The organism is Brachybacterium endophyticum (genome assembly GCF_003130585.1).
GTDB lineage: Bacteria > Actinomycetota > Actinomycetes > Actinomycetales > Dermabacteraceae > Brachybacterium > Brachybacterium endophyticum.
The window spans coordinates 339,939-359,532 of the sequence record NZ_QFKX01000001.1; the positions used below are offsets into that span (position 1 = coordinate 339,939).

The 19,594-nt window shown below is 73.2% G+C and carries 17 protein-coding genes; 7 read left to right on the top strand and 10 right to left on the bottom strand.

Annotated elements, in window-relative coordinates; translation table 11 throughout:
• Positions 1–30 precede the first annotated feature (30 nt).
• The 7 genes from DEO23_RS01485 to DEO23_RS01515 all read right to left on the bottom strand — a co-directional run bounded on the left by DEO23_RS01485 (position 31) and on the right by DEO23_RS01515 (position 8,699).
• Positions 31–1,698: a copper resistance protein CopC gene (locus tag DEO23_RS01485; protein WP_133249817.1), complete on the bottom strand. Its 1,668-nt coding sequence runs from the start codon at positions 1,696–1,698 to the stop codon at positions 31–33.
• Positions 1,695–2,438 (bottom strand): YcnI family copper-binding membrane protein, encoded by a 744-nt coding sequence (locus tag DEO23_RS01490; RefSeq protein ID WP_109274233.1) that lies wholly within the window; start codon positions 2,436–2,438, stop codon positions 1,695–1,697. Before DEO23_RS01490 ends, DEO23_RS01485 begins: the two co-directional genes overlap by 4 nt.
• 92 nt (positions 2,439–2,530) lie before the next feature.
• A complete protein-coding gene (locus DEO23_RS01495; RefSeq protein ID WP_109274234.1) occupies positions 2,531–3,133 on the bottom strand; it encodes a DUF5134 domain-containing protein in 603 nt (200 codons plus the stop codon).
• A 66-nt stretch (positions 3,134–3,199) separates the two neighbouring features.
• Positions 3,200–5,554, bottom strand: coding sequence for a heavy metal translocating P-type ATPase (locus DEO23_RS01500; RefSeq protein WP_109274235.1), 2,355 nt, complete (start codon positions 5,552–5,554; stop codon positions 3,200–3,202).
• A complete protein-coding gene (locus DEO23_RS01505; protein WP_205678798.1) occupies positions 5,554–7,476 on the bottom strand; it encodes a cytochrome c oxidase assembly protein in 1,923 nt (640 codons plus the stop codon). Before DEO23_RS01505 ends, DEO23_RS01500 begins: the two co-directional genes overlap by 1 nt.
• Before the next feature lie 9 nt (positions 7,477–7,485).
• Positions 7,486–8,316 (bottom strand): M48 family metalloprotease, encoded by an 831-nt coding sequence (locus DEO23_RS01510; protein ID WP_109274236.1) that lies wholly within the window; start codon positions 8,314–8,316, stop codon positions 7,486–7,488.
• Positions 8,313–8,699 (bottom strand): BlaI/MecI/CopY family transcriptional regulator, encoded by a 387-nt coding sequence (locus DEO23_RS01515; RefSeq protein ID WP_109274237.1) that lies wholly within the window; start codon positions 8,697–8,699, stop codon positions 8,313–8,315. The genes DEO23_RS01510 and DEO23_RS01515 overlap by 4 nt, the downstream gene beginning before the upstream one ends.
• Positions 8,700–8,833: 134 nt before the next feature.
• On the opposite strand from DEO23_RS01515, the gene DEO23_RS01520 reads away from it, so the two are divergent.
• The 4 genes from DEO23_RS01520 (at position 8,834) to DEO23_RS01535 (ending at position 12,810) form a co-directional block, all read left to right on the top strand.
• Positions 8,834–9,691: a nucleotidyltransferase family protein gene (locus DEO23_RS01520; protein WP_240613154.1), complete on the top strand. Its 858-nt coding sequence runs from the start codon at positions 8,834–8,836 to the stop codon at positions 9,689–9,691.
• Positions 9,688–10,917 carry a galactokinase gene (locus DEO23_RS01525; protein ID WP_240613155.1) on the top strand — a complete coding sequence of 410 codons (1,230 nt, stop codon included), beginning with the start codon at positions 9,688–9,690 and terminating at the stop codon, positions 10,915–10,917. Before DEO23_RS01520 ends, DEO23_RS01525 begins: the two co-directional genes overlap by 4 nt.
• 52 nt (positions 10,918–10,969) lie before the next feature.
• Positions 10,970–11,845 carry a hypothetical protein gene (locus DEO23_RS01530; RefSeq protein ID WP_109274238.1) on the top strand — a complete coding sequence of 292 codons (876 nt, stop codon included), beginning with the start codon at positions 10,970–10,972 and terminating at the stop codon, positions 11,843–11,845.
• 80 nt (positions 11,846–11,925) lie between these two features.
• Positions 11,926–12,810 carry an aminotransferase class IV gene (locus tag DEO23_RS01535; RefSeq protein ID WP_240613156.1) on the top strand — a complete coding sequence of 295 codons (885 nt, stop codon included), beginning with the start codon at positions 11,926–11,928 and terminating at the stop codon, positions 12,808–12,810.
• 35 nt (positions 12,811–12,845) lie between these two features.
• Here DEO23_RS01535 and DEO23_RS16025 read toward each other — a convergent pair whose 3' ends face one another.
• On the bottom strand, positions 12,846–13,778 hold the full coding sequence (locus DEO23_RS16025) for a hypothetical protein (protein WP_165831690.1): 933 nt from the start codon (positions 13,776–13,778) through the stop codon (positions 12,846–12,848).
• Between the two features lie 434 nt (positions 13,779–14,212).
• Between DEO23_RS16025 and DEO23_RS01545 the strand changes: the two genes are divergently transcribed.
• Positions 14,213–15,871: an HNH endonuclease signature motif containing protein gene (locus DEO23_RS01545; protein ID WP_133249818.1), complete on the top strand. Its 1,659-nt coding sequence runs from the start codon at positions 14,213–14,215 to the stop codon at positions 15,869–15,871.
• On the opposite strand, the gene DEO23_RS01550 is transcribed toward DEO23_RS01545, so the two are convergent.
• Positions 15,801–17,639: a glycoside hydrolase family 15 protein gene (locus DEO23_RS01550; RefSeq protein WP_109274241.1), complete on the bottom strand. Its 1,839-nt coding sequence runs from the start codon at positions 17,637–17,639 to the stop codon at positions 15,801–15,803. The two genes, DEO23_RS01545 and DEO23_RS01550, sit on opposite strands and share 71 nt — an antisense overlap.
• Positions 17,640–17,659: 20 nt before the next feature.
• Complete coding sequence (locus DEO23_RS01555; RefSeq protein WP_240613157.1) at positions 17,660–18,643, bottom strand: DMT family transporter; 984 nt, start codon at positions 18,641–18,643, stop codon at positions 17,660–17,662.
• Positions 18,644–18,701: 58 nt separating this feature from the next.
• On the opposite strand from DEO23_RS01555, the gene DEO23_RS01560 reads away from it, so the two are divergent.
• Positions 18,702–19,109 (top strand): hypothetical protein, encoded by a 408-nt coding sequence (locus DEO23_RS01560; RefSeq protein WP_109274243.1) that lies wholly within the window; start codon positions 18,702–18,704, stop codon positions 19,107–19,109.
• Positions 19,106–19,591, top strand: coding sequence for an NUDIX domain-containing protein (locus DEO23_RS01565; protein WP_240613158.1), 486 nt, complete (start codon positions 19,106–19,108; stop codon positions 19,589–19,591). Before DEO23_RS01560 ends, DEO23_RS01565 begins: the two co-directional genes overlap by 4 nt.
• Positions 19,592–19,594: the final 3 nt, after the last annotated feature.

A 19,594-nucleotide genomic window follows, 5' to 3' on the forward strand; every position in this document is an offset into this window, starting at 1 on the left:
CCATCCTAGGGGCCGGGGAACGGGGCGGGGTCACCGGACGTCGAGCGGGAACGTCGCGACCGGGGAGGTGAACTCGTCGACCTGGCTGGTGACCTGGACCTGCCAGCTGCCGGAGGCGGGCAGGGTGAGATCGGCGGTGCAGGAGCCGTCCCCGTCGCAGCTGGGGTGCGCCGTGATCGGCCCGATGTCCTGCTGCTCCTGGGTCGCGGTGATGCGCGGATGGCGGTCCTGGAGGGGGTCTCCCCGATAGGTGAGCGTCACGGTGAGGGTGTTCTTCCCGCGGGTGCCCGGCTCCACGGTCCCGTCCACGGTGAGGCCCTGCGAGCTCGCGTGGACCGGCTGCGGCCGGCTCATGGAGTCCATCGAGTGCTCGTGAGGACTGAGGTTCACCAGGGCTCCGGTCACCACGAGCACTCCGATCAGGAGCGCCGCTTCCCGTCGCATGAGGCGCAGCAGCTGCTCCCAGGGCGCGCTCGCCGTGGTGACGGCGGGCAGCAGTCGGGTGCGGTTCCACGCGGCAAGGCCGACGGTCACGGCGACGACGACCAGCTTGATCAGCAGCGTGCGCCCCCAGGGCGTGGTGACGAGCCCGGACGGCGAGTCCAGGATCAGCACGGCCATCACGATCCCGCTCGCCGCGAGGGCGAGGACGCTGATCAGGGCGGCAAGGGAGAACCGGCGCACGACCGCCACCGCCTCGTCGGTGCTCCCGTCGCGGCGGAGCGCGGCGAGAACGGCGATCGTCCCGATCATCCCGCCCGACCACACCGCACCCGCGAGCAGGTGGGCGGCATCGGCGACCAGCATCAGGGGCCGGGGCCCGATCGAGGCCGAGTGCCCGACGAGCATCGGGGCGAGCAGGGCCAGCAGCGCCCCGGGGACGGCGAGCACCGGGCGACGCGCACCCCCGGCGACGATGACGAGGGCGGCGCCGAGGACGACCGCGACCGCGCCGAGGACCTGCTGACGGGCGAGACCGTCGACCCAGTGCGACCAGCCGGCGGCGTCGGCCGCGGAGACCGGCACCAGCAGCACGCTCGCGGCCGCGGCGACCAGGGCGAGTCCGCGGAGGATCCGCGTGGCGCGAGGCGATGCCAGCACCGAGCGCGCGGCCTGGGAGCGGGTCACCAGAGCGGCGCACAGCAGGATGCCCACCGTCACCAGCAGCGCGACGTACTGGAGGACGGTGAGGACGCCGACCACCACTGCTGCGAGGGAACCGGACTCCTCGTGCATGTCGGACGCCGAGGCGGTGGACGTGTCGGAGGGGGAGGAGGGCGCGCCCACCGAGAAGGTGACCGCACCCGCCACGGGGTGGCCGTCGGCCGAGACCACCCGGTAGGTGAGCGTGTAGGACCCCTTCGGCAGGTCGTCGGGCAGGTCCGTGACGACGCTGTCGTCCCGGGCGTGCGGGGCGAGGGCGGTCGAGGACCCGTCCGGGCGGATCAGGGAGGTCGCGCCGGTCACCGGGCGGACGTGCTCGTCGAAGGTGAGCGTGGCCTGTCGGGGCGCGTCGGAGACGACGGCGCCGTCCCCCGGGGTGCTGTCCTCGAGCTGCGCATGGGCGAGCGCGGGCGTCGCGCCCGTCAGCAGCAGGAGCAGCCCGAGCAGGGTGCCCAGGGCCAGGCGCGCTGCGCGGCGCCGAGGCGTCTCCGGAGAGCTGCCTCGGCGCCGCACGGTACGGGCGCGGAGGGTCACCGCCGCCTGCGCACGGTCAGCAGCGCGGCGAGGCCGCTGAGCAGTCCCAGGGCGCCGACCACGAGGCTGACCACCACGAGCGCGGTGGTGGTCCCGTCCATGCCGGCCTGCGAATGCGAGCTCGACGCGGTCGACGCCGCGGCGCCGCCACCGGCGTCCGATTCCGAGCCGCCCTTCGCATCCGAGCTGCCCTTCGCATCGACCGCCACGGACGGCGCCGGGTGCTCGACGTCGTCCTCGCTCTGCCCCTTCGCGGGGAGCTGGGTCCACGAGGTGCTGCCGTCCTCGCAGGTCTGCACGGTCGGGAAGGTCAGGGTGGGCCCCGCGGCGTCCTCCGGGATCTGCAGGGAGAGCTCGAAGGTGTCCCGCTGGCCGTCGGGGAGCGGCGTCTTCGCGGTGTAGACGACCTGGTCCGGGCGCTCGGTGACCTCGTTGCCGTCGGCGTCGGTGGTGGGCTTCGAGAGCTTCTCGGTCTTCGTCGTGACGTCATAGAAGGGGGAGCGGGTCGGCGTGATCTCCTGGACGCCGTCGGGCACCTTGATCGCGACCTTCGTGGTGGGGGAGCCATCGCAGCCGTGGGGGACGCTGAGGGTGACCACGGTGTGGTCGCCGGCGGCGGTCTCCGAGGCGGTCGCGGTGACGTGGGCCTGGGCTGCGGCGGGGACCGCGAAGGCCAGGCCGGCGGCACCGAGGGCGAGCATGCCGCGGGTGAGCAGGGGGCGGCGGCGCTGAGCGGTCATGGTCGTCCTTCGGGTAGGAGTGGGAGTGGCGGTGGGGGTGGGCTTCGGGAGCGCGGGGGATTCGGAGCGGCGGACCCGCCGGATGGGGTCCGTCACTGGAGCAGCATGGGCCAGCAGGCCGATGCCATGGCCAGGTCCATGGCGGCCATCGCGAGAAGGCCGGTGCGGCCGGGAGCTGCCTCGCGGGCCTGGGCGAGCACGAGCAGCCCCGAGACCGCGAGGGCCGCGGTGAACACGATGCCCAGCAGACTCTGCGCGGGCGAGAGCATGGCCATCTGGTGCCCGCCGTCGTGCCCTGCTCCGCCGCCCGGGGACATCACGACGACCATCCAGACCATCGCGAGCATCATCACCGCGTGCTGGAGCTGGTGCAGCGGGCCGTGACCGTGCCCCAGGGCGATGTCCTGGCCGTCGGCGCCCTGGGCCACGGCCTCGGTGCCGCGGGCGATCTGCAGCAGCGCGAGCAGGACGAACCAGCCGGCGGCGAGGGCGTAGAGGAGGATCTGGGGGAGCGACGGCAGCAGGGACCACCACGGCCAGGACATCGCGACCATCCCGACGCACATCAGCGCGTGCAGCAGATCGCCCACGAGGTCGAAGGGGCGCGCGCGGTGGCGGACCGCGCTCACCAGCGCGTGGACGCCGAGGGTCGCGAACAGGACGGTGAGGACCACCGTGCCCGTCATCCCGCCCATCGCCGACCTCTTTTCTCTACGTCTTGTAGAGAAGACTAGGGCGGTAGGGGCGCCGCCGCAAATCGCTCAGGAGCGGGTGGGGGAGCCTGCGCCGGCGGAGCGACGGGCGCGCTGCGGTCGCCGCGAGCGGAAGTTCTGCAGACGCAGCGAGTTGTGCACCACGAACACGGAGGACAGCGACATCGCCGCGGCCGCGATCAGCGGGTTCAGCAGGCCGATCGCCGCAATCGGGATCGCCGCCACGTTGTAGCCGAACGCCCAGATCAGGTTGGTCCGGATGGTGCGGTTGGTCGCCCGGGAGAGCGCGATCGCGTCGATCACGGCGAACAGGTCCTCGCGCACCAGGATGATGTCCGAGGACTTCAGCGCCACGTCGGTGCCCGTCACCATACCGAGGCCCAGGTCGGCCGCCGCGAGGGCCGCGGCGTCGTTGATGCCGTCGCCCACCATCGCCACCGCGTGCCCCTCGGCGCGCAGCTCCTCGATGGCCTGCGCCTTGCCGGTGGGCAGCACGCCCGCCCGCACGTCGTCGATGCCGAGGTCCGCGGCGGCGCGGCGGGCGGCGGCCTCGGAGTCCCCGGTCAGCAGCACCGTGCGCAGCCCCGCGTCGTGGAGGGCGGTCACGGCCGCGCGGGCGTCGGGCTTGATCTCGTCGGCCAGCACGAGGGCCCCGAGGGCCTGCTCGCCACGGGCCACCAGCACCGCGGAGCGCCCACCGGCCTCGGCGTCGCTCACGGTCCGCGCGAGGTCCTCGGGCACCGTGATGCCGAGGCCCTGCATGTGGGCGGGACTGCCCGCGGCCACGCGCTCGTCCTCGATGATCGCCTCGACCCCGAGGCCCGGGGTGACGTGGAAGTCGTGGGCGGAGGGCACGTCGGCCACGCGGGTGGCGGCGTGCTCGCGGATGGCGGTCGCGACCGCGTGCTCGGAGGAGGACTCGGCGGCCGCGGCCCAGCGCAGCAGCTGCGCCTCGCTCACCCCGCTCCCGTCGCTCGTGGAGACCTGCTCGACGTGCGGTGCGCCGACGGTCAGCGTCCCCGTCTTGTCGAGCACGACGGTGGTCACGGTGCCGCTCGCCTCGAGGGCGTCCTGCCCCTTGACCAGGATCCCGAGCACGGCGCCGCGGCCCACGCCCACCATCAGCGCGGTCGGGGTCGCCAGTCCCAACGCGCACGGGCAGGCGATGATCAGCACGCTGATCGCGTTCGAGACGGCGCTCGCGGTGTTCGCGCCCAGCAGCAGCCAGACGACGGCGACGAGCACGCTGAGCACCAGCACGACGGGCACGAAGATCCGCACCACGGCGTCCACGGTGTGCTGCACGTCGGCCTTGCGCACCTGTGCCTGCTCGGCGACCGCGGCCATCTGGGCGAGCTGCGTGTGTGCGCCGACCCCGGTCGCGCGCACCACCAGACGGCCGTCGGCCGAGACCGTGCCGCCCACGACCTCGTCGCCGACGCCGCAGGTGCGCAGTACGGACTCGCCGGTCATCGCGCCGGTGTCGATCGCGGCGGAGCCCTCGACGATCTCGCCGTCGGCCGGGATGGTCTCGCCGGGGCGCACCACCAGCAGGTCCCCGCGGCGCAGGGCGTCGATCGCCACCATGGTCTCGGCGTCCTCGCGCAGCACCCGGGCCTCGCTCGCACCGAGGGCGGTGAGGGCGCCCAGCACGTCGCCGGCGCGGCGGCGGCTGCGGGACTCGAAGTAGCGGCCGGCCAGCTGGAACGTGGTCATGCCAGCGGCGACGTCGAGGTAGAGGGCGTCGGCCCCGGCGGGGGCCCGCCCGAAGCCCAGCCAGAAGCCGTCCTGCGGTTCGAGGCCGACCAGCATCGAGACGATCGCCCAGCCGAAGGACGCGGCGATGCCGATCGAGACCAGGGTGTCCATCGAGACCGCGCCGTGGCGCAGGTTGCGCAGCGTCATCCGGTGGAAGGGCCAGGCCGCCCAGGTCACCACCGGGATCGCCAGCAGCACGCAGAGCAGCTCCCAGCCGGGGAAGCGCCACTGCGGCACCAGGGCGAGGACGAGCGAGACGTCCATCAGCGGGATGGTCAGCAGGGCGGCCGCGATCAGACGGCGCCGCAGCGAGGTGATCCGCATCTCGGTGGCGCGGCGCGACCAGGTGTCGTCGCTCTCGTCGTGCACGGCGGCGTCGTAGCCCGCGGAGCGGATCACGTCGATCGCCTCGGCGGGCTCGTCGATCCCGCTCACCAGCGCCCGCTCGGTCGCGTAGTTGACGGTCGCGGAGATCCCCTCGACCTTGTTGAGCTTGCGCTCGATGCGGTTCGCGCAGGCCGCGCAGGTCATCCCCGAGACGTCGAAGCTCCAGCGCTCGAGCGGGTCGAGCGTCGTCCCCGAGGGCGAGGGCGAGGGTGCGGGCTCCGCGGCCGAGGGGCGCGGGGCGACGACGGGGCGTGTCATCAGCTGCCCTTCCTGTCCGAGAGCTTCTTGAGCATCTCGTTGTACGCGTCGAACTCGTCGTCGAGGCCGCGGTCGATGTGTCGGTCGCGCCGTCTGGCCTCGACGTCGTCCTGCCGCGACCACTGCACCCCGAGCGCGATGATCGCGATCACCAGCGGCAGCTCGCCGCCGGCCCAGGCGACGGATCCCGCGACCTGCTGGGAGTGGGCGAGGTCGGCCCACGGCAGATCGAGGTAGGTGTAGTAGGTCTCGGCGAGGATCGTCGAGCTGGAGATGATCGCGACGCCGAAGAAGGCGTGGAAGGGCATCGCGGCCAGGATGTAGCCCAGGCGCCCGATGTGCGGCAGCGGACGCGGGGGCCGGTCCACCCCGATGATCAGGCTGTAGTAGAGGTAGCCGACGATCAGGAAGTGCAGGTTCATCAGCTGGTGCGCCCAGTGGTAGCGCATCATGATCCCGAACAGCGGCGAGAAGTACAGGCCGTAGTAGCTGCCGATGAACACCACGAAGACGAGCGCCGGGTGGTAGATCGTGCGCATCACGGGCCAGCTGAGGGCCTGCGAGATCCAGGAGTGCAGGCCCACGGTGCGCGGGTTCGCGGCGCTCCAGCGCAGCATCAGGGTAATGATCCCGCCCTGCACCAGGAAGATCGGCGCGAGCATCCCCAGGCTCATGTGCACCGCCATGTGCACCCCGAAGTCGGGGGCGGAGTAGCGGCCGATGCCGGAGTTCGTCGCGATCAGCACCACCAGCCAGCCGGCGATCCACAGCAGCGTGCGCGGGACGGGCCAGCGGTCCCCGCGGCGGCGCAGCGCGAGCACCATCGCGAGGTAGAGGGCGATCATGGCGAGCGCGATCACGGTGAACAGGAGGTTCAGCCGTCCCGTGCTCAGCAGCACCTGCGCGCTGGGGGCGACGGGCACCTCGTAGCCCATGAACACCTGGGGGATCGAGGTGGGCACGAAGTATTGCGGCGGCGGGATCCGGGTCATCGCGGCGCCCGCGCCCAGGAACACCAGCAGCAGCGCGGCGATCGCCGCGCGCCGGCGTCCCGTGATCAGCTCACGGCGGCCGAGGAGCAGCAGCGTCCCGATCGCGATCAGCACCACCAGGCGCACGGCTTCGAGAGCGGCGGTCGAGGTGGCCAGGGCGCCCTCGCCCTGAAGCTTGAACCAGGTCAGCACGAGCTCGCACACGAGCGCCGCGGGCACGCCGATCCGCACCAGCAGGCGCAGGCGGTGGCGGTCGGTCTGCGGGGCCGCGGCCGACCCCAGCAGCGCGTCGATCAGCAGCGGGGCGAGCAGCAGGCCCACCCCGAGGGTCTGCAGGGTGCCGGCGTCCGAGCCCAGGTCGTGGTTCGGGCCGACCAGGATCTGGCCGACGACCACGGGGGCGAGGATGCCGATGCAGCCCGCCCACAGGGCCAGCAGCAGGGTCGACCAGCGGCTGGCGAGGAAGGCGCAGGCCGCGATGACCAGTGCGGCGACGGCGCTGACGGCCCAGGCCCGCGGCATGTAGCCGAAGGTGAAGATCCTGCCCATCGTGCCCGGTTCGAGCACGCGGGAGATGCTGAGCCCGTTGTCGTCCACGGCGCTCAGCACGATGCTCGCCGCCGAGAGCACGCACCAGGCGATGGCCGCGTACAGCGCGGCCGTGAGATCGGGGGCGGCCTCGACGCGGGAGGCGGTCTTGCGGGTCCGGGTGCGCAGGAACATGACGGTGACCAGCGCGCCCAGGGTGGCGACGCCGGCCAGGGTCGCGGCGGACTCGACGAGTCCGGCCAGCAGCGAGGTGGTCGCCCCCGGGTACTCGCGATGCAGCGCGGTGTACAGCTCTTCGCCCAGGACGGCGTCGGCGAGCACCGCGGGGACGCACACCAGGGCGACCGCCACGGCGATCCACGCGACGACTCGTGTTCTCACGCCAGAACTCTACTTCGTGTAGACGTTCCGGACGGGCTCGGGAAGCGGTGCTGGAGCCGAGGTCACACCGGGTGCGGCGGCACCGCTCGCGCTCCGGGTCGCCAGCCGCTCCGCGCGCACCAGCAGGGCGGGGGAGGGCAGCAGGACGTGCGCGGCGCGCAGGCCGGCGTGCAGGCGCTCGGGACCGACGGCGCGCGCGGCGGCGTCGTCGGCCGCGAGCTCGGTCAGCAGGTGCACGCGGGTGACCAGGAGTCGTCGCAGCCCCGAGCGCCGGGGCAGGCACGAGGCGTGCCAGCCGCAGAGCCGGCGGACCGCTCCGTGGCGGCCCCGCAGGTGGGCGACCTCGTGGGCGATGACCCCGCGCAGCTCGGCGGGGGTGAGGGCGGAGCGGGCCTGCCGGGACACCACGATCTCCGGGTGGCGCCCGCCGATCGCATGGGCGATCACGGCGGGGTCGTCGACCTCGTAGAGCACGGCGCCCGTCTCGTGGTCCACGTCGATCCGCAGTGTGGTGGCGGCCTTGTGCGCGGTGCTGTGCGAGGCGTTCCCGCTGCCCAGGGCGAGGGAGGCCAGCACGCCGATGCCGCCCAGTCCGAGCCAGGCGAGGGAGACCAGCACCAGGGCGCGGGCGATGCCCACGGCCGGACCGGAGAAGGCGACCAGCAGGCCGGCGCTGAGCACGGTGAGGCCCGCGAGGGCGAGCCCCAGGAGCCCGATGCCCAGCCACAGGGCCAGGGCCAGGCGCGGGTGCCAGACCTGCCAGCGCCCCACGGTCAGCGGCAGCACCGAGGCCGGGGCGCAGGCGAGGGAGAGCGCGAGGACGAGCAGCAGCGCGATCACGAGGAGCCGCCCCGCACCCGGCGGGCGGCGATCGCGCCGCGCATCAGCTCCATGTCCTCGCTGCTCAGGGTGTCGGCGAAGGCGAGCAGGGCGCCGCGGCGGTCCTCGGCCTCCTCGAGGGACTCGACCATGTCGCGGGCATGCGCCTCGGCGCTGCTGATCCGGGGCCGGAACCGCACCTTGCGGGGCGAGAGCGCCTCGCGCTCGACCATCCCCTTCTCCTCGAGGCGGCTGAGTACGGTGAGGATCGTGGTGTACGCGGGGATCGGGTCCTCGAAGGTGGTCAGGATGGCGCGGGCGCCGAGCGCCTGGTCGGCCTGCCACAGGGCGCGCATGACGAGCGCCTCGAGAGCGCCGTTGGACCGTGCTCGCACGCCTGCCATGTGCTGCTCCTGGGGTCGGGGTGGGGAGCCGGTCGCCCGGTGGGGGCCGATTCCGGCGAGATAACTCTACACGGCGTCGACGTCACCGGGGTCCCGGGGCGTCTCGCGCGCGTGAAGCCTTCTACACTCGTCCTGTGAGCGAGACGACGACGATCCCTGCCGCCCCGCACCCCGAGGCCTCCGCCCCTGTCACCCGTGCCGTGATCCTCGCCCGAGGACTGGGCACCCGCATGCGCCGCGAGGACGCCGGTGCGCAGGTCGACGAGAAGCAGGCCGCCGTGGCCGCGAGCGGCGTGAAGGCCCTCATCGACGTGGGTCGGCCCTTCCTGGACTACGTGATCAGCGCCCTGGCCGACGTCGGCGTCCAGGAGGTGTGCCTGGTGATCGGCCCCGAGCACGACGTGCTGCGCGACTACGCCGCCCGCACCGGCGGCGGCCGCGTCACCGTCACCACCGCCGTGCAGACCGAGCCCCGCGGCACCGCCGACGCCGTGGCCGCCGCCCGCGACTTCGCCGGTGATCAGCGGGTGATCGTGCTGAACTCCGACAACCACTACCCGGTCGAGGCGCTGCGTGCCCTGGCCGCCGCGCCCGGCAGCGCCCTGGTCGGCTTCGACCGCGAGGCCCTCGTCGAGCGCTCCAACATCCCCGCCGACCGCATCCGCGCCTTCGCCCTGGTCGCGACCGACGAGGACGGCCACCTGCGCGACATCGTCGAGAAGCCCGACGAGGAGACGCTCGCGGCCTTCGGCGAGCAGGCGCCGGTCTCGATGAACGCGTGGCTGTTCACCCCCGGGATCTTCGCGGCCTGCGAGCGCATCGAGCCCTCGCCGCGCGGGGAGTACGAGGTGATCGACGCCGTGCGCGAGCAGATCGCCGCCGGCGAGGAGTTCACCGTGGTCCCCGCCGCCGTCGGCGTGCTGGACATGTCCTCCCGCGGCGACATCGCCTCGGTGCAGGCCGCCCTCGCCGACATCGAGGTGCGCCTGTGAGCGCCCTGCCGCAGACGGTCACCTGGTTCGTCCCGGGGCGCGTCGAGCTGCTGGGCAAGCACACGGACTACGCGGGCGGCCGTTCCCTGCTGGCCGCCGTGGACCGCGGGCACACCGTCGCCGCCCGTGCGCGCGAGGACCGCCTGCTGCGCGTCACCTCGGCGATCGCCCGGGAGACCATCGAGATCGACCTCGACGCCCCGGAGCCGGCGGAGCGGATGGGCGCCGGGCACTGGTCGGGCTACGTGCGCACCGTCGTCGACCGTCTGCGCGCGAACTTCCCCGGCCACTCCCGGGGCGCCGACATCCAGGTCGAGTCCGACCTGCCGCTCGCGGCGGGGATGTCGAGCTCCTCGGCGCTCGTGGTGGGCCTCGCCCTGGCCTTCGGCGAGCTCTGCGGGATGCAGGACGCCCCGGCCTTCCGCGAGGTCGTCACCGATCGCGAGCGCCTCGCCGAGTACCTGGGCTGCGTCGAGAACGGGCAGAGCTACGGGTCGCTCGCCGGCCACCGCGGCGTGGGCACCTTCGGCGGCAGCGAGGACCACGTCGCGATGCTGTGCGGCCGTGCGGACGAGATGGTCCAGTACGCCTTCTGCCCGGTGCGCTCCGAGGCCTCCGTCCCCTTCCCCGAGGACCGCGCGATCGTGATGGCGGTCTCCGGCGTGCAGGCCGAGAAGACCGGATCGGCCCTCGAGCGCTACAACCGGGTCTCGCTCTCCGCCCGCGACATCGTCGGCATCTGGAACGAGCGCACCGGCCGACGCGACGCGACGCTCGGCGACATCGTCACCGGCTCGAGCGGTGCGGCCGACGAGCTGCGCGGGATGATCGACCCGGGCACCTACCTGATGGGCCGCCTCGTGCAGTTCCTCGAGGAGTCCGAGCGGATCATCCCCGCCGCGAGCGACGCCCTGGCCACGGGCGATCTCGCCACCTTCGGCTCCCTCGTGGACGAGTCCCAGCAGCTGGCCGAGGAGGGACTGGGCAACCAGACCCCCGAGACCGTCGCCCTGCAGCGACTGGCCCGCGAGCTGGGGGCCGACGCCGCGAGCGCCTTCGGCGCCGGGTTCGGCGGGAGCGTCTGGGCGATGGTCCCCGCGGCCCACGCGGACTCCTTCGCCGTGGAGTGGCTGGATCGCTACGCCGACGCCTTCCCGGTGCCCGGTCGCGCGGCGACCTGGCTGGTCACCCGGCCCGGGCCCCCGGCGCACCGCGTGGAAGGCTGAGGGCGGGTCCCCGGAGGCTCGTCGGCCGGGCGGCCTGTGGAACGATGAGGCCATGCCCTCCTTCGACTGGCCGCGCGACGCGGCGCCCCTGCCCATCGAGCCCCTGCGCGCCCCGATCGAGCGTCTGCAGACCCTCGCCGCACGCCACGAGGGCGTCCTCGAGCTGATCGACCCCCTGGAGACGGACGAGGAGGAGGCGCAGGCCGGCAGCACTGCCGGCAGCGCCGCGACGGCCGGCACCGCCGGGTTCGCCGGCGGCGTCGCGGGCGATCCGGCGACCTACCTGCCGCCCGCCCTCTCGCGCATCGCCGACGAGTTCGGCGGCATCAGCGTCGTCGGCGGCGCCGCGGCCCTGACCATCGTGGTCGACGAGCGCAGCGACCTGGGTCCGTACACGATCCTCACCGATCCGCTCTCCTTCACCCCGCTCTACGAGGGCGACGACGTCGCCGTGGTGCTCGCGATCGACGAGAGCGGCGCGCCCGGCGCGGTCTTCGCGATCGGTGAGAACCTCGCCCTGACCCTGGTCGCCCCGGACCTGGGGGAGTACATCGGCCGCTACGCCGACGCCCTCGACCTCGCCCTCACCGGCGGGGAGGAGCCCGGATCGGAGTCGCGGACCGGGACGTCGGCGACCGGGACGTCGGGCACCGTGAGCGCCCCGGACGCCGAGCTCGTCGCCGAGCGCATGGAGGGCTCGTTCTTCGCGCCCCTGTTCGAGGAGGAGGGGAAGCCCGTCGTCCCGCTCGCCGCCTCCGCCCCCGAGGGCATCACCGCCCCCACCGGCACGGCGGCGATCGCGGACCTGCGCGGCGCCCCGCTGGGCTCGCGCGTCGAGGTGCTCGAGGCGGACCTCCCCGGTGACCCGCTCGCGATCCGCATCGCCTGGCGCGAGGGCGGTCTCGTGGTGTGCGTGACGAACAGCTGAGAGCAGGGCCCCGGGGCGGGGCCGGCGCAGTTCCGTCGGCGTAGAATCGTCGCTTCCTCCCGTCCTGCTTAGGAGCCTTCGTGTCCTCTCGTCCTGCTGTCCTGGTGATGATCAACGGCGCCGCCGCCGATCCGGCACTGAAGGGACGCCCGGCCCACCGCCTGGTCGACGAGGCGGCACCCCAGCTGCGCGTGACCGATCTGGCCGCGACCCGCGGCGACGGCGTCTTCGAGACCGTCGGCGTCTTCGAGGGCCGCCCCGCGAACCTGAGCCCCCACCTGGAGCGTCTGCAGCGCAGTGCGCGCATGCTCGACCTCCCCGAGCTCGACCTCGAGGTGATCGCGCAGGCGGTCGACGCCGCGATCACGGCGCACCTGCCCGTGCCCGAGCTGCTGGTGAAGATCGTCGTCTCCCGCGGCGTCGAGGGACAGCAGCGTCCCACCGCCTGGGTCTACGCCGACGCCGCGTCGAGCTACGCCTCCGCCCGCGCGGGCCTGCGGGTCGCCGCCCTGGACCGTGGCATCCCCACCACCGCTCCGCAGACCAGCCCCTGGCTGCTCGCGGGCGCCAAGAGCCTCTCCTACGCGATCAACATGGCGGGCCTGCGGGAAGCGGCCCGGCGCGGCGCGGACGAGGTCCTGTTCGTCTCCTCCGACGGCTACGCGCTCGAGGGGCCGACGTCGACCCTGCTGGTGAAGCAGGACGACTGCTTCGTCAGCACCCCCGTCGAGGCCGGCGTGCTGCCCGGCACCAGCCTGGGCGCGATCGAGACGATGGTCGAGGGGGAGGGGATGACCCTCGAGCGGGAGCTGCTGACCCCTCAGCAGGTCGCCGACTCCGACGGTGCCTGGCTGCTGTCCTCCGTGCGACTGGCCTGCCCGATCACCCACCTGGACGATCAGGAGCTGACGGTGGACCGCGAGCTCACCGAGCGGATGAACGCCGCGATCGCCAACCGGGGCTGAGAGACGTCGACCCGGCTGCTCAGACGGCCGGCCGCTCAGGCGGCGCGGTGCACGAGGGCCGGCGGCGCCCAGGGCGTCACCCTCGAGCCGCGGCGACGGCGGGGACGCAGTTCCGAGATCCGCCCCGGCGACTTCTCGTGGCGGCCCGAGTAGGGCAGGTCGATCCAGGTGTGCGCGGCACGGACCGCCGGGCGGATGTGCCGCGCCAGCAGATCGGCGACGGCCTCGACCTGCGGCGTCGGGACCACGAGGACGTCGACCATCGGCCGGGTCCAGTGGGTGTCGGCGCCGTGGTCGTCGAAGACCATGATCGTGTTCTCGCTCGTCGAGCACGCCTCGGCGAGGGTGCGCACGAAGTCCCGGTCGCGCACGTCGGACCAGGCGTGGGCGACGCCGTCCAGGCGGACGGTCGCCGTGGTCAGCAGCTGCGAGCGCACCTGCAGGTCGCGCACCTCGATCTCCGGCAGGCGCGCCCCGGTGTCGGAGCACAGGCGCTGGGCGACCTTGTGGATGCTGCGGGTGAGCTGCTCGGCGTCCGGACCGCGGTCGCCGAAGAGATCGGCGCGGGGCGGGAGGACGCGATGGCGGCCCTGCAGGACGTAGCGCCCGTCGATCCGCTCGTGCAGCAGCCACCAGAACGGTGAGCGCTGCAGGCCCGGGACCGGCGGCGTGGTCTCGGCCGGCTCGTCGGTGCGCGGGTCGGCCTCGAGCTCGCGGCGGGTCGCCTGCTCGATCTCGGCGGCGATCACGGGCACGGTGTGCTGCTCACGCAGCGCGATGCCGAGGTCGGCGAGGGTGCGGACCTGCGCGTCGACGGTGAGGGACGTCGTCGCGAGGGACGTGGTGAGGGGCGTGGTGGTCGGGGACGGCTCCGTGGCGACGGGCGTCTGCGCGGCCGCGTCGTGCGTCGGCTGCGTGTGCGTCCCGTCCCGGTGGAGAAGGGTTCGCATGCGCTCGGCGATGTTCATGTGGCGACCTCCCGTTCGTTCTCTCCTGCGGTGTCCCGCTCGTGTGCGATGTGTCGTGGTCTCTTCCATGCGTTATCTCTGTCCTGCTGCCGGAAGGGGTCGGGATCTCGGAGATCGGGACCTCCTCGCGGCTGCAGGACCACCGTATGCAGGCAGGGTCCGACGGCAGGTGACATGCAGGAGAACACTTCTTGTCGAGTGGGCGACAGGAGTTCACCGAGGTGTGCGGAGGCGAGGCGCCGGATGGTGCGTCGGATGGTGCGTCGGCACGGTCCTCCCGACTCCGCGCTCGTCCACATCCTCGCCCCTGCCATGGATCGCTCGAGACATCCCGAATAGCATTGTGACCAGCGAAGAGACGTCCGGCCAGGGTGTCTCGCGGCGGGGTGCGAGGCCCCGACGGACTCGCGCTCGACGGCGAGGGGGTGGGGAGCATGACCACGGTGGATCCGGGCCTGCGGCAGGGCGTGCTGGGCGACGCCGCGCTCTTTGCCGGGATGACGCTCCCTCAGGACCGCGCGCGGCTGGCCGCGGAGCGCTCGCGCATGCCCGCATTGGATCCCGTGATGAGGGTCGATCCGCGCTCCCCGCGGCCGCTCACCCGGGAGACGGTCGCCGGGCGCGTCGAGCTGTCCCCGACGATCGAGGCGACCGAGCGCATCCAGCGGATCTGGGACCAGGGCGTGCTCGAGTCGAGGCAGTTCGCCCAGTCCCTGGCATTCCTGGCGCCCTCTTGGCTGGGTCGGGACACCGGCGGCTGCACCCAGGAGGATGCCGACTGCGAGGACATCGTGGTCGCCACCGCCCTGCGCTGCTCGGAGACCGTCGCCTATCGCAGGATCCGCGAGGCCCACCGCGCCGTCGACCTGTGTCCGCGCACCTTCGCGCGCCTGCTGCAGGGGGAGTTCCCCGCGGCCTGGTTCCGTGAGCTGCTGCGCCGGTCGGGAAGCCTCACCGACGAGGAGATGGCTCTCCTGGACGCCTCGGTGAGCCGCTGGGACGAGGGGATCACCTCCGAGCACTTCGGGCGCTGCCTCGGCAACGTCATCACCACGCTTCTCGAGCGCCGGGAGCTGCCGCCCCACCTCGACGTCGAGGCACGGCGCCGCGTCGAGCTCGACCACGGCCGGGAGGACGGCACCGCCTGCCTGCAGATGACCGGACCGGTCCCCGACGTGCTCGGCCTGTCCCGGCGCCTGGACGCCTCCGCCCGCGCGGTCCAGGCCGCGCAGCGCCGCGCCCTCGAGGCGGGCACCACCGTCCCGATGGACCCCCACGGCGAAGCCGCCGAGGCCGGCCGTCCGCTGTCGCTGGCGACGCTGCGGTTCCTGCTGCTGACCAGCGCCGAGCTGGACACCGACGGCGTGGAGGTGCCCGTCGAGGCCTTCCGCATGAACGTCACCGTCCCGCTGTTCACCCTGATGGGGCACAGCGACGCCCCCGGGATGCTGGACGGCACCATCCCGATCCCTGCCGACATGGCCCGCGAGCTCGCCGCCGGCGAGGAGGCCTGGTACCGGCTGCTCACCGACGCGAGCAGCGGGGAGTTCGTGCCGGCGCCTGCCCAGCGCTATTCGGTCCCGCGGGCGATGCGTGAGCACCTCCGCGTGCGCATGAGCACGTGCGCCGTCCCCGGCTGCCGGCGCCCCGCCTCCTGCGCGACCGAGGCGGACCACATCCAGGAGTACGACCACGCCGACCCGTCGCACGGGGGCCGCACCAGCGTCGACAACCTGCACCTGCTGTGCTGGCAGCACCACGCCCTGAAGACGGCCCGCCGCATCGACCCGGTGCGGATGCCTGCCGCGGCGTCACCCACCGGCCGTGCCGGCACCCGCTGGAGCCTCTCGGGGCAGATGCACGTGTTCCAGGAGGACGACACCGACCTCGCCACCCCGGGCCTGGTCGCCGATCTCGAGGCGTCCTGGGCGAGCATCCTCGCCGCACGACGAGAGCGACGGGAGCGAGAGCGGCAGGAACAGGAACGGTGGGAGAGGGAACGTCAGGCGCCGGATCCTCCTCTCAGCGAGACCCCGGATCCCCCTCCGCCAGACACAGCGAATCCACCGCCCGCACCAGGGCCAGGTGGCTGAAGGCCTGCGGGAAGTTCCCTGCCATGCGCCCCTGCGCGTCGTCGTACTCCTCGGAGAAGAGCATGAGGTCGTTCCCGCACGCCAGCACGCGCTCCAGCAGCGTGCGGGCGTCCTCGGGGCGGCCTGCGCTCGCGTAGTACTCCACGAGCCAGAAGCAGCAGGCGAGGAACGGGTGCTCGGAACCGCTGAGCCCGTCCTGACCCTGCGTGCGGTAGCGCAGCACCAGCCCGCCCTCGGTCATCAGCTCCTGCTCGATGCGCCGCACCGTGGCCAGCATCCGCGGATCCTCCGGCGGCACGAAGCCCGTCCGCGAGATCTGCAGCAGGGACGCGTCGACCTCGCCGCTGCCGTAGGTCTGGGTGAACGCGCCGTCCGGCCCCACGCCCTCGCGGAGGATCTCCTCGCGCAGCTCGTCCCGCACCTGGCGCCAGGTCGCCACGAACTCCGGCTTCGCGTGCAGGCCGGCGCGCTCCACCGCGTCGATCCCGCAGTCGAACGCCGCCCAGGTCATCACCCGCGAATGCGTGAAGTACCCCGGCTCGCCCCGCATCTCCCACAGGCCCTGATCCTTCGTCCGCAGGTGCGATGCGGCGAAATCCAACAGCGTCCGCTGCAGCGACCACGACCACGTCGTCTCCTCGAGCCCCGCCTCGCGCATCGCGGCGAATGCGAGCATCACCTCGCCGATCACGTCCCCCTGGTACTGGGTGACCGCCCCGTTTCCCACCCGCACCGGGCGTGAGTCCTCGTACCCCCGCAGATGCGACAGCTCGCTCTCGGGCAGCCACCGCTCCCCGGAGATCCCGTACATGATCTGCAGGTGCTCCGGGTCCCCGGCCATCGCCCGCAGCAGCCAGTCCCGCCACCCGATCGCCGCCTCCACGTGCCCGTGGGTCAGCAGCGCCTCGAGCGAGAGCGCCGCGTCCCGCAGCCAGCAGTACCGGTAGTCCCAGTTGCGCTCGCCCCCGAAGTCCTCGGGCAGGCTCGTGGTCGGCGCCGCCACCACACCACCGGCGATCACGTCGCTGAGCCCGTGCAGCACCAGCAGCGACCGCGTGACCTGCTCCCGGTAGCGCGGGTCGACCGCGACGTCCCCGAGCCACTCCCTCCAGGTCGCTGCGGTGCGCGCGATCGCGAGCCCCGGGTCGACGGCCCGCGGGACCGAGGTCCACGACTCGTGCCAGGTCATCGTCCAGGCCTGCTCCTCACCCGCCCGCAGGGTGTGGCGCCCGCGGTGCACGTGATCGCTCGCATCGAGCCCCGGCCCGCGGACCGCCAGCGCACTGCCGCCGGCGATCGCCGAGAGCACGGGCTCCCCGTGCGGACCCTCGACACGTCGCATCCACGGCACCACCGCCCCGTACTCGAAGCGGATCCGCAGCTGCTGCTCGACCTCGACGCTGCCGGCCGTGCACTTCACCAGGCGCACCAGGTCGCTGCGCTCGTCGGCCGACGGGTCCTCGGCGGCCTCCTCCGCGGTGATGTCCGAGGGCATCATGTCGATGACCTGGGCGGTGCCCTCGGGCCCCTCCCACCTGGTCTCGAGGATCATCGTGCCCTCGAGGTACCGGCGGGAGGTGACCGTGCCGCCGCGGATCCCGAGCGTCCAGTGGCCGTTGGAGTCGTCGCCCAGCAGGGCGCACAGCGCCGCGGGGGAGTCGTAGCGCGGCATGCACAGCCAGTCGATGCGACCCTCGCGGGTGACCAGCGCGGCGGCGCGCCGGTCGGCCAGCAGGGCATGGTCCTCGATCAGGCGATCTGCGTCCATGCCCTCCGATTCTGCACCCGTCACCGCCGCCGCGGCAGTCCGACGCCCGCGGTGACCCCGGCGGCGATCAAGGTGAGCAGGGCGCCGAGGATCGTCAGCAGGTGCAGCTGCGCGTCGGCCGACGGTGCGACCACGTCCAGCAGCACCGAGCCGATGATCTGACCGGCGATGGTCGCCATCGCCAGGGTCAGCACGCCCAGCGGAGCGGCGAGCTTCGCACCGAGCGCGATGTAGAGGACGCCGATCGCCCCGCCCAGGTACAGCACCGGGTTCAGCGGCAGCGACGTCGGACCGTTCCCGGTCAGGAGCGCGTGCCCGAGAGCGACCAGGACCAGCACGGTCGTGCCGACCACGAAGTTCCCCAGGGTCGCGATCATCGAGTGCCCGGTGTGCTGGGAGACGCGGCCGTTGACCGCCTGCTGCAGCCCCATCGCGACACCCGCGACGATCGGCAGGGCGAGCAGGAACCACGGGGCGGTCAGGTGGACGCCCGCGGACATCGCGATCACCACGGACACCACCATCAGCGCGGCACCCACGAGCCGCGGCACGGTCAGCGGCCGCACGCCGCCCGGGCCCAGGCCCGACCGGTCCACGACGAGACCGGTGACGGTCTGGCCGGCGACCACGCACACGATGAACAGGGCGACGCCGATCAGCGCGACCGTGAACGTCTGCCCCAGCACGAAGATCGACCCGCCCAGACCACCCAGGGCGAGCGGCCACGGCAGGGCGCCGCGGCGCAGGTCGGAGCCGAAGCGCGCGGCGCGCGCCCGCAGGTCGGCACGGGCCAGGACGATCACCACCACGATCACCAGGCCCGTGCCGAAGGAGATCGCCGAGGCCGTGAAGCCGTCGCCGATGTCGGAGGCCAGGCGGGCGTTGATCCGTGACTGCACCGCGGAGAGCAGACCCCCGCCGACGGCGGCCGGCAGAGCCCAGCGCGGGGCGCGTTCCAAGGAGCGGGCGAGAGGGGAGGTGGGGTCCGAGTGTGGCGAGGTCACAGCGGTCCACTCTAGAGATCCGTAGACTCGACACGTTCCCGATGCGAAGGAGTCGATCATGACCGAGCAGTACGACGAGGACCTGAGCAACCTGACCGATCCGACTCCGTCGGAGCTCTCCGAGGAGAGCAGCATGGAGGCCGCGGTCGACGACGACGAGGACGCGGACCCGGACGCCCCCGATACCGAGGCGGAGGACCAGGGCCCGTCGACCGACGACATCCTCGAGACCGAGCGCCCTCACGCGGAGGACGAGGAGGCGGCCGAGGTCGGCCTGACCGACGAGCTCACCGAGGACGACTCCGCGGCCGCCGAGCAGGGCAACCGCGACGGTGACGAGATGGTCTCCGAGGGCGAGGATCCCGAGGAGGTCTCCGAGCTCGGCGGCGACACCGAGGACATCGACGCCATCGGCGGGATCGACGAGGACGAGGAGCGCCCGGCCCCGGGCGGCGACCTCGGGTGAGCCTGGCGCACTCGCTCGGCCCCCGCGTCGGGGTGAAGGCGCTGATCATGCGCGAGGGCGCGATCCTGATGAACCGCTCCGACGTCGAGGGGCACGAGGTCTACGACCTGCCCGGCGGAGGCCAGGAGTACGGTGAGACGCAGGCCGACGCCCTGGTGCGCGAGTGCGCCGAGGAGATCGGCGCCCGCGTGCGCGTGCACGGCGTGGCCTGCCTGTGGGAGTTCATCACCACGACCGACGGCTTCCTGCGAGAGCCCATCGAGCTCTTGCACCAGCTCAACGTCGGCTTCTGGTGCGGTCTGGAACCGGGCGAGGAGCCCCGCGCGGAGGCCAGCACGTCCATGGACACCTGGCAGGTGGGGACCTCGTGGCTCCCCGTCGCCGAGCTGGACCGCTTCGATGTCCGACCCCGGGCCGTGGCCGATTGGCTGCAGGCCGACCCGTCGATCCGGCCCGTCGGGCTGGGCGTCGTCGAGCTGTAGGAG

Bases quoted from the DNA above. Each gene is read 5' to 3' on its own strand.
- DEO23_RS01550 (WP_109274241.1), bottom strand. From the start codon at position 17,639: ATGGACGCAGATCGCCTGATCGAGGACCATGCCCTGCTGGCCGACCGG.
- DEO23_RS01560 (WP_109274243.1), top strand. From the start codon at position 18,702: ATGACCGAGCAGTACGACGAGGACCTGAGCAACCTGACCGATCCGACT.
- DEO23_RS01500 (WP_109274235.1), bottom strand. From the start codon at position 5,554: ATGACACGCCCCGTCGTCGCCCCGCGCCCCTCGGCCGCGGAGCCCGCA.
- DEO23_RS01490 (WP_109274233.1), bottom strand. From the start codon at position 2,438: ATGACCGCTCAGCGCCGCCGCCCCCTGCTCACCCGCGGCATGCTCGCC.
- DEO23_RS01530 (WP_109274238.1), top strand. From the start codon at position 10,970: ATGCCCTCCTTCGACTGGCCGCGCGACGCGGCGCCCCTGCCCATCGAG.
- DEO23_RS16025 (WP_165831690.1), bottom strand. From the start codon at position 13,778: ATGAACATCGCCGAGCGCATGCGAACCCTTCTCCACCGGGACGGGACG.
- DEO23_RS01495 (WP_109274234.1), bottom strand. From the start codon at position 3,133: ATGGGCGGGATGACGGGCACGGTGGTCCTCACCGTCCTGTTCGCGACC.
- DEO23_RS01545 (WP_133249818.1), top strand. From the start codon at position 14,213: ATGACCACGGTGGATCCGGGCCTGCGGCAGGGCGTGCTGGGCGACGCC.
- DEO23_RS01515 (WP_109274237.1), bottom strand. From the start codon at position 8,699: ATGGCAGGCGTGCGAGCACGGTCCAACGGCGCTCTCGAGGCGCTCGTC.